6 protein-coding genes are annotated in these 9,242 nt (G+C 71.4%); all 6 read right to left on the bottom strand.

Annotated features, from left to right (window positions below; genetic code table 11):
* Positions 1-383: 383 nt before the first annotated feature.
* Positions 384-1,361, bottom strand: a complete 978-nt coding sequence (gene whiA, locus V7E46_RS14455; RefSeq protein WP_327291665.1) for a DNA-binding protein WhiA — start codon at positions 1,359-1,361, stop codon at positions 384-386.
* Complete coding sequence (locus tag V7E46_RS14450) at positions 1,352-2,362, bottom strand: gluconeogenesis factor YvcK family protein (RefSeq protein ID WP_329182600.1); 1,011 nt, start codon at positions 2,360-2,362, stop codon at positions 1,352-1,354. The genes whiA and V7E46_RS14450 overlap by 10 nt, the downstream gene beginning before the upstream one ends.
* Positions 2,363-2,364: 2 nt before the next feature.
* Entirely contained in the window at positions 2,365-3,291 is a 927-nt protein-coding gene (gene rapZ, locus V7E46_RS14445) for an RNase adapter RapZ (protein ID WP_443054156.1), read from the bottom strand.
* Entirely contained in the window at positions 3,288-5,414 is a 2,127-nt protein-coding gene (uvrC, locus tag V7E46_RS14440) for an excinuclease ABC subunit UvrC (RefSeq protein WP_333768793.1), read from the bottom strand. Before uvrC ends, rapZ begins: the two co-directional genes overlap by 4 nt.
* Before the next feature lie 96 nt (positions 5,415-5,510).
* Complete coding sequence (locus V7E46_RS14435) at positions 5,511-5,930, bottom strand: Rieske (2Fe-2S) protein (RefSeq protein WP_333768792.1); 420 nt, start codon at positions 5,928-5,930, stop codon at positions 5,511-5,513.
* Between the two features lie 128 nt (positions 5,931-6,058).
* Positions 6,059-9,031: an excinuclease ABC subunit UvrA gene (gene uvrA, locus V7E46_RS14430; protein WP_333768791.1), complete on the bottom strand. Its 2,973-nt coding sequence runs from the start codon at positions 9,029-9,031 to the stop codon at positions 6,059-6,061.
* Between the last annotated feature and the right edge of the window lie 211 nt (positions 9,032-9,242).

Here is a 9,242-nt window from a genome sequence, read left to right as displayed (position 1 = left end):
GTCCCCCGGGTGACATCCCCCACCCTCGCGGCTGCGCCGCGCCAAGGGGTTCCCCTCCCCCGGGCACGGCGGTTGTGCGGCTCCCCTAGGGCGAGGGGGCGCCCGCCCCGGGCACGGCGGTTGCGCGGCTCCCGTGCCGCGCAGGGTGCCCACCAGGGGCGCGGGGAACTGCGCGCTCAGCCGACCACCGGCCGGTGGTCCGTATACGACCGCGACAGCCCCTTCTGGCCGGTGACGACCCGCGCGCGGCTGGTGGGCCGGCCGCGCAGTTCCCCGCGCCGCTGAGGCGCACCCACCGACGCGGTCGTGCGCCCGGCCCCGCGCCAACGGAGGGGGACCCGGGAGCGCAACGGTGCGCCGGGGCGGGGGCGAGGGCGGAGGAGTCAGCCGACCATCTCGTCGGTGAGGTTGGCCTCCGTGCCGGGCAGGCCGAGATCGGACGCCCGCTTGTCGGCCATCGCCAGCAGCCGCCGGATCCGCCCGGCCACCGCGTCCTTGGTGAGCGGCGGCTCGGCCAGCGAGCCCAGCTCCTCCAGCGACGCCTGCTTGTGGTCCATCCGCAGCCGCCCGGCGGCGGCAAGGTGCTCGGGCACCTCGTCGCCCAGGATCTCCAGCGCCCGCTGGACCCGCGCCCCCGCGGCGACCGCGGCCCGCGCGGACCGCCGCAGGTTCGCGTCGTCGAAGTTCGCCAGCCGGTTCGCGGTGGCCCGGACCTCACGCCGCATGCGGCGCTCCTCCCAGGCCAGCACGGAGTCGTGCGCCCCGAGCCGGGTCAGCAGCGCGCCGATCGCGTCGCCGTCGCGTACGACGACCCGGTCCACATTGCGCACCTCGCGCGCCTTGGCCGGGATCTGGAGCCGTCGCGCGGCGCCGACCAGGGCGAGCGCGGCCTCAGGACCGGGGCAGGTCACTTCGAGCGACGACGAGCGGCCCGGCTCCGTGAGGGAGCCGTGCGCGAGGAAGGCCCCGCGCCAGGCGGCCTCCGCATCGCAGGTGGCGCCGGAGACGACCTGCGGGGGCAGCCCGCGGATGGGCCGCCCGCGGCCGTCCACCAGGCCTGTCTGCCGGGCCAGCTGGTCACCGCCGGCGACCACCCTGACCACGTACCGGCTGCCGCGGCGCAGCCCGCCCGGCGCCATCACGACCAGGTCGGAGGAGTGGCCGAAGATCTCCAGGATGTCCTTGCGGAGCCGCCGCGCGGCGATCCCGGTGTCCAGCTCCGCCTCGATCACGATCCGGCCGCTCACCAGGTGCAGACCGCCGGCGAAGCGGAGGATCGACGAGACCTCCGCCTTGCGGCAGCAGGTCCGGGTGACGGGAAGCCGGGAGATTTCGTCCTTCACCGCTGCCGTCATCGCCATGGGCCGATCCTTCCACGCATACGAAAAATCCGGTCATACGCGGCGGCCAACAGCTCCGGGTCGTGCCGCGGCCCGTCGGGGGCGGCGACCGGGGCCAGTTCGACCGTGCCGCCCAGCCGTAGCGCGGCCTCGTCGAGGCTGTCACGGTCCGGGACGGCGGCCTCGTCGGCGAGAACCACGTCGATGGTGAGTTTAGGGGCGTGTCGCCCCAAAACCTCCAAGTGACGCTGCGGAGAAAATCCGTCGGTTTCGCCGGGTTGCGGCGCGAGGTTCAGCGTGAGGACCCGCCGGGCCCTGGTGGTCATCAGCGCCTCGGCCAATTCCGGCACCAGCAGGTGCGGGATCACCGAGGAGAACCAGGACCCGGGTCCGAGCACCACCCAGTCGGCGTCGAGCACCGCCTGGACCGCCTCGGGCACCGCCGGCGGGTCGGCCGGCCGGAGCATGACCTCCAGCACCTCGCCGGGGGTGAGGGCGACCGTGGCCTGGCCGCGGACGGTGGAGACCGCGTCCGGCTCGGCGGGGTCGTGGCCCCGTACGACGGCGTGCAGGTCGAGCGGGACGGCGGACATCGGCAGCACCCGGCCGTGCGCGCCGAGCAGCCGGCCGACCCATTCGAGGGCGGCGACCTCGTCGTTGAGCTGCTCCCACAGGGCGACGATCAGCAGATTGCCGACCGCGTGGCCGTGCAGGTCGCCGCCGCTGACGAAACGGTGCTGCACCACCTTGGACCAGGTCCGGCCCCACTCGTCGTCCCCGCACAGCGCCGCCAGCGCCTTGCGCAGGTCGCCGGGCGGCAGCACCCCCATCTCGCTGCGCAGCCGCCCGCTGGAGCCGCCGTCGTCGGCGACGGTGACCACCGCGGTGAGGTCGCCGGTGATCCGGCGGAGCGCCGCCAGCGAGGCGGCGAGACCGTGGCCGCCGCCCAGGGCGACCACTTTCGGCGCCGCCCCGCGCCCGCGGCCTGTACGGCCGCCGCGGCGCTGCCGCCGGCCCGTCATGATCACTCGCGCCCCATGTCCCTGTGCACCGTCACCGTCTCCACTCCGTCCGCCGCCAGCCGTGCGGCCAGCCGTTCCGACATCGCCACGCTGCGGTGCTTGCCGCCCGTACAGCCCACGGCGATCGTCACGTACCGCTTGCCCTCGCGCCGGTAGCCGGCGGCGATGATGTGCAGCAGCTCGGCGTACCGGTCGAGGAACTCCTTGGCGCCGGGCTGGTTGAACACGTACGTGGCCACCTCGTCGTTGAGCCCGGTGAAGGGGCGCAGCTCCGGCACCCAGTGCGGGTTCGGCAGGAAGCGGCAGTCCACCACCAGGTCGGCGTCGACGGGCAGCCCGTACTTGAATCCGAACGACATGACGGTGGCCCTGAGTTCCTGCTCCTCCTCGCCGGCGAACTGCGCGTCGAGCTTGGCGCGCAGTTCGTGCACGTTCAGGCTGGAGGTGTCGACCACCAGATCGGCGTCGCCGCGCAGCTCGCGCAGCAGGTCGCGCTCGGCCCCGATGCCGTCCACGATGCGGCCCTGCCCCTGCAGCGGGTGCGGGCGGCGCACCGATTCGAAGCGGCGCACCAGCGCGTCGTCGGAGGCTTCGAGGAAGATCACCCGGCGCTTGACGTGCTTGGTCTCCAGGTCCGCGAGGGACTCCCTGAGGTTGTCGAAGAACTGCCGGCCGCGTACGTCCACCACGACCGCGATCCGGGCCACATTGCCCTGGGAACGGGCGCCGAGGTCCACCATGGTCGGGATGAGGGCGGGCGGCATGTTGTCGACCACGAACCAGCCCAGGTCCTCCAGGCACTTCGCCGCGGTGCTGCGGCCCGCTCCCGACATCCCGGAGATGATCACCAGTTCGGGGATGGCCTGCCCGGCCTCACCCGCTCCGCCGCTGGTCATATGTGTGCTGTCCTGTTCGTCCTGCTCGCTCATGTGCTCTTCCCCCGATGTTGTCGGCCGGACTCCGGAGGCGGTGTGCCCGCGGTCGTACGGTCGTCCTCTTCGATGATCTCTCCGGTCGCGGTGTTCACCGCGGGTGCGGCCGGGGCCGCGGATGCCAGGGCCGCGGCGACCGTCTCCGCCGTGTGGCGGCCGATCCCCTGGACCTGGCAGATCTCCTCGACGCTCGCCGCGCGCAGCCGCTTGAGCGAACCGAAGTGCTTGAGCAGTGCCTGCTTGCGCGTCTCGCCCAGGCCCGGCACGGCGTCGAGGGCGCCGGCCTTCATCGACTTGGAGCGCTTGCTGCGCTGGTAGGCGATGGCGAAGCGGTGCGCCTCGTCGCGAACCCGCTGGAGCAGGTACAGGCCCTCGCTGCTGCGCGGCAGGATCACCGGGTCGTCGTCGCCCGGCACCCAGACCTCTTCGAGCCGCTTGGCCAGTCCGCACACGAAGACGTCGGCTATCCCCAGCTCGTCCAGCGCCCTGCGGGCCGCGGCGACCTGCGGCTGGCCGCCGTCGACGACCACGAGCTGCGGCGGGTACGCGAACTTGCGCGGCCGGCCGGTGTCCGGGTCGATGGGTCCGCCGACCGCTTCCTCGTGGCTCCCGTCGTGGCTCCCGTCCCGGCCGGTGCCGCCGCCCTCGGCCCCGGCTGCCGCCTGCGGCTGGTCGGGCTCCCACTCGCCGGTCTTCTGCTTCTCCAGCAGATAGCGGCGGAAGCGGCGGGAGATCACCTCGTGCATGGAACGGACGTCGTCCTGGCCCGCGAACGACTTGATCTGGAAGCGGCGGTATTCGCTCTTGCGGGCGAGCCCGTCCTCGAAGACCACCATCGAGGCGACCACGTCGTCGCCCTGCAGATGGCTGATGTCGTAGCACTCGATCCGCAGCGGCGCGGTGTCCAGGTCGAGGGCGGCGGCGATCTCCTCCAGCGCCCGGGAGCGGGTGGTGAGGTCGGAGGCCCGCCGGGTCTTGTGCAGGGCCAGCGCCTGCGACGCGTTGCGCTGGACGGTGGCCATCAGGTCCTTCTTGTCGCCGCGCTGCGGCACCCGCAGGCTGACCTGCGAGCCGCGCCGGTCCGACAGCCACTGGGCGAGCGCCTCCGCGGGCTGGGGCAGGGCCGGGACCAGCACCTCCTTGGGCACGCCGCCACTGCCGCCGGACTGCTCCGCGTCGCCCCGCTCGTCGCCGTAGAGCTGCTGGATCGCGTGCTCGACCAGGCCCGCGGTGTCGACCGCCTCGACCCGGTCGGTGACCCAGCCGCGCTGGCCGCGGACCCGGCCGCCGCGGACGTGGAAGATCTGCACGGCGGCTTCGAGTTCGTCCTCGGCGACCGCGATCAGGTCGGCGTCGGTGGCGTCGGCGAGCACCACCGCGTTCTTCTCCATGGCGCGGCGCAGCGCCTCCAGGTCGTCGCGCAGCCGGGCCGCCTGCTCGTACTCCATGGCCGACGCGGCGTCCTTCATGCGCTGTTCGAGCCGGCGCAGATACGTACCGGTGTGGCCGGCCATGAAGTCGCAGAACTCCTCGGCCAGTTCGCGGTGGTCGGGCTCGCTGATCCGGCCGACGCAGGGCGCGGAGCACTTGTCGATGTAGCCGAGCAGGCAGGGCCGGCCGATCTGGGCGGAACGCTTGAACACCCCGGCGGAGCAGGTGCGGACCGGGAAGACCCGCAGCATCAGGTCGACGGTCTCGCGGATCGCCCAGGCGTGCGCGTAGGGGCCGAAGTAGCGGACGCCCTTGCGCTTGGGGCCGCGCATCACCTGGACGCGCGGGAATTCCTCGTTCATGGTGACGGCGAGGGACGGATAGCTCTTGTCGTCGCGGTACTTGACGTTGAACCGCGGGTCGAACTCCTTGATCCAGGAATACTCCAGCTGCAGCGCCTCGACCTCGGTGGAGACGACCGTCCATTCCACGGCGGCGGCGGTCGTCACCATGGTGGCGGTGCGCTGGTGCAGGTTGGTGATGTCCTGGAAGTACGAGGACAGGCGCTGGCGCAGGCTCTTCGCCTTGCCGACGTAGATCACCCTGCCGTGCTCGTCCCGGAATTTGTAGACCCCGGGAGAGTCGGGGATCTGGCCCGGCTTCGGTCGGTAGCTGCTGGGGTCTGCCATGCATCCCACCCTACTGGCGGGATACGACAGACCGGGGGCAGGCTCGGGGTTCCGGAATCCCGGAGTCCGGGTCCCTGAGCCCCGCCTGCCGGCCGGTCAGCTCGCGGGTCCCGCGGTGATCCTGCCGCCCGCCACCGTGACGTGGACGGCGGGCAGCGCCTTGGTCGCCGGTCCCTGGACCACGGCCCCGGTCTCGGCGTCGAACCGGCTGCCGTGGCAGGGGCAGGAAATGGTCGTGCCCTCCACCGAGTCGACCACACAGCCCTGGTGGGTGCACACCGCGCTGAACGCCTTGAAGGCGCCCTGCTGCGGCTGCGACACCACGACCTTGTCGTCGCGGTAGAGTTTGGCGCCGCCGACCGGCACCTCGCTCGCCGCGCCCAGCTCCACGGCCTTGGCGGGACCGTCGGCCGAGCCGTTCTTGCCGCCGCAGGCGGTCAGTCCGATTCCGGCGGCCCCGGCCAGTGCCGCGCCCCGCAGGACGGTACGGCGGCAGGCGGGCAGTTCGCTGGTCATACGTGCTCCAGGTGGTACGGGTCGCACCGCACGCTGCGTGCGGTGCGACCCGTACCTTACGTGCCCCGGCTGTGCCGCCATGCCCCGCCTCGGCCGGTGGCGCGGCCCGGCCTCACAGGGCAGTACAGCTAGGCCTTGGCGGCGCGCTTCCTGGGGGCGGCGGTCTTCTTGGCCGGCGCCGCCTTCCTGGGCGCCGCTTTGGGCGCCGCCTTGGAGGCCGCGCGCTTCCTGGGCGCCGGCACGGCGGCGTCGCTGACCCGGTCGGCGCCCAGGACGTCGCGCAGGAACTTGCCGGTGTGGCTGGCCGGGACGCCCGCGACCTGCTCGGGAGTGCCCTCGGCGACCACCAGACCGCCGCCGTTTCCGCCTTCGGGGCCCATGTCGACGACCCAGTCGGCGGTCTTGATGACATCGAGGTTGTGCTCGATGACGATCACCGAATTGCCCTTGTCGACCAGCCCGGACAGCACCTTGATCAGCTTGCTGATGTCCTCGAAGTGCAGCCCGGTGGTCGGCTCGTCCAGGACGTACACGGTCCGCCCGGTGGAGCGCTTCTGCAGCTCCGAGGCGAGCTTGACGCGCTGGGCCTCGCCGCCGGACAGCGTCGGCGCGGACTGTCCGAGCCGTACGTATCCCAGGCCGACCTCGTGCAGGGTGCGCAGATGGCGGGCGATGGTCGGCACCGCCTCGAAGAAGTCCAGCGCCTCCTCGATGGGCATGTCCAGCACCTCGGCGATGGACTTGCCCTTGTAGTGCACCTCCAGGGTCTCCCGGTTGTAGCGGGCACCGTGGCAGACCTCGCACGGCACGTACACGTCCGGCAGGAAGTTCATCTCGATCTTGATCGTGCCGTCGCCCGCGCAGTTCTCACAGCGGCCGCCCTTGACGTTGAAGGAGAAGCGGCCGGGCTGATAGCCGCGGACCTTGGCCTCCATCGTCTCGGCGAACAGCCGCCGCACATGGTCGAACACCCCGGTGTACGTCGCCGGGTTGGAGCGCGGGGTGCGGCCGATCGGCGACTGGTCGACGTGCACGACCTTGTCCACCAGGTCGTCGCCGTCCACCCGGGTGTGCCGGCCCGGCACACTGCGCGCGCCGTTCAGCTCGCGGGCCAGGTGGGTGTAGAGGATGTCGTTGACCAGGGTGGACTTGCCGGAGCCCGAGACACCGGTGACCGCGGTGAGCACGCCCAGCGGGAAGGACACGTCGATGTCCTGCAGATTGTGCTCGCGGGCGCCGCGCACGGTCAGCCGCCGCTCGCGGTCGATCGGGCGGCGCACGTCCGGGGTCGGGATGACCCGCTTGCCGGCCAGATACTGCCCGGTCAGCGACTCCTCGTTGGCCAGCAGCTCCTTGAGCGAGCCGGAGTGCACGACCTTGCCGCCGTGCTCGCCGGCGCCCGGGCCGATGTCGACCACCCAGTCGGCGGTCTTGATGGTGTCCTCGTCGTGCTCCACCACGATCAGCGTGTTGCCCAGATCGCGCAGCCGGACCAGCGTCTCGATCAGCCGGTGGTTGTCGCGCTGGTGCAGGCCGATGGACGGCTCGTCCAGCACATAGAGCACACCGACCAGGCCGGAGCCGATCTGGGTGGCCAGCCGGATGCGCTGCGCTTCGCCGCCGGACAGCGTGCCCGCCGCCCGGTTCAGCGACAGATAGTCCAGGCCGACGTCGACCAGGAACCTCAGCCGCTCGTTGACCTCCTTGAGCACCCGCTCGGCGATCTTCCGGTCGCGGGCGTCCAGCTTCATCGCGCCCAGGAACTCGGCGCAGTCGCTGATCGACATCGCGGAGACGTCGGCGATGGAGCGGTCCTGCACGGTGACGGCCAGCACGATCGGCTTGAGCCTGCTGCCCTCGCAGGTCGGGCAGGGCACCTCGCGCATGTAGCCCTCGAAGCGCTCCCGGCTGGAGTCGCTCTCGGAGTCCTGGTGCCGGCGCTTGACGAACGGCACCGCACCCTCGAAGTGCGCGTTGTACACCCGGTCGCGGCCGTAGCGGTTCTTGTACGCGACGCGGACCTCGGACTTGTGGCCGTAAAGCAGTGCCTTCCTGGCCCGGGCGGGCAGTCCGGCGAACGGGATGTCGGTACGGAAGCCCAGCTCGGTGGCCAGTCCGTCGACCAGTCGCTCGAAATACCCCTTGGACATGCCGCCGGTCCAGGGCGCGATGGCGCCCTCCTGGAGCGACTTCTGGTCGTCGGGGACGATCAGCTCCGGGTCGACCTCCATCCGGGAGCCGATGCCCGTGCAGTCGGGGCAGGCGCCGAAGGGCGAGTTGAAGGAGAAGGAGCGCGGCTCCAGCTCTTCGAAGGACAGGTCGTCATAAGGGCAGTACAGGTGCTCGGAGAACATCCGCTCGCGCTGCGGGTCGTCCTCCGGCAGATCGACGAAGTCGAGGATGACCATGCCGCCGGACAGGCCCAGCGCGGTCTCGACGGAGTCGGTGAGCCGCCGCTTGGCGGAGTCCTTCACCGTGAGGCGGTCGACGACCACCTCGATGGTGTGCTTCTCCTGCTTCTTGAGCTTGGGCGGGTCGGTGAGCTGGACGGTGACGCCGTCCACCCTGGCCCGGCTGTATCCCTTGGTCTGCAGGTCCGCGAAGAGGTCGACGAATTCGCCCTTGCGCTCGCGGGCCAGCGGCGAGAGAACCTGGAAGCGGCTGCCCTCCTCCAGCTCCAGCACCCGGTCGACGATGGCCTGCGGCGACTGCCGGGCGATCGGGCGGCCGCACTCGGGGCAGTGCGGCTTGCCGATCCGGGCGAAGAGCAGCCGCAGATAGTCGTAGACCTCGGTGATGGTGCCGACGGTGGACCGCGGGTTGCGCGAGGTGGACTTCTGGTCGATCGAGACGGCCGGCGACAGGCCCTCGATGAAGTCCACGTCCGGCTTGTCCATCTGGCCGAGGAACTGCCGCGCGTAGGACGAGAGCGATTCGACGTACCGGCGCTGGCCCTCGGCGAAGATCGTGTCGAAGGCCAGCGAGGACTTGCCGGAACCGGACAGGCCCGTGAACACGATGAGCGAGTCCCTGGGCAGCTCCAGCGAGACGTTCTTCAGATTGTGCTCGCGAGCGCCACGGACGATGAGTCGATCGGCCACGCCAGTGCGCACCTTTCCTAGAGATGGGGGAGAGTCGGCACCCCCCAGTCAGCGTAAACGGGGCGCACTCGGCTTTTCTTCCTGTCGCTGCGGTTGCGACACAACGACCATATAGCACGCGCATTCGAATTACGGGATCGTACCGCCAGGTTCACCCGATCGTGTGCTGCGCATCGCTCTGCGTGCCGCGGGGCATACGGAAAGCTGACGT

The sequence above is a fragment of the Streptomyces sp. IBSBF 2435 genome, from assembly GCF_036815005.1.
Lineage (GTDB): Bacteria > Actinomycetota > Actinomycetes > Streptomycetales > Streptomycetaceae > Actinacidiphila.
This window is presented reverse-complemented; position numbering and strand designations above follow the sequence as displayed.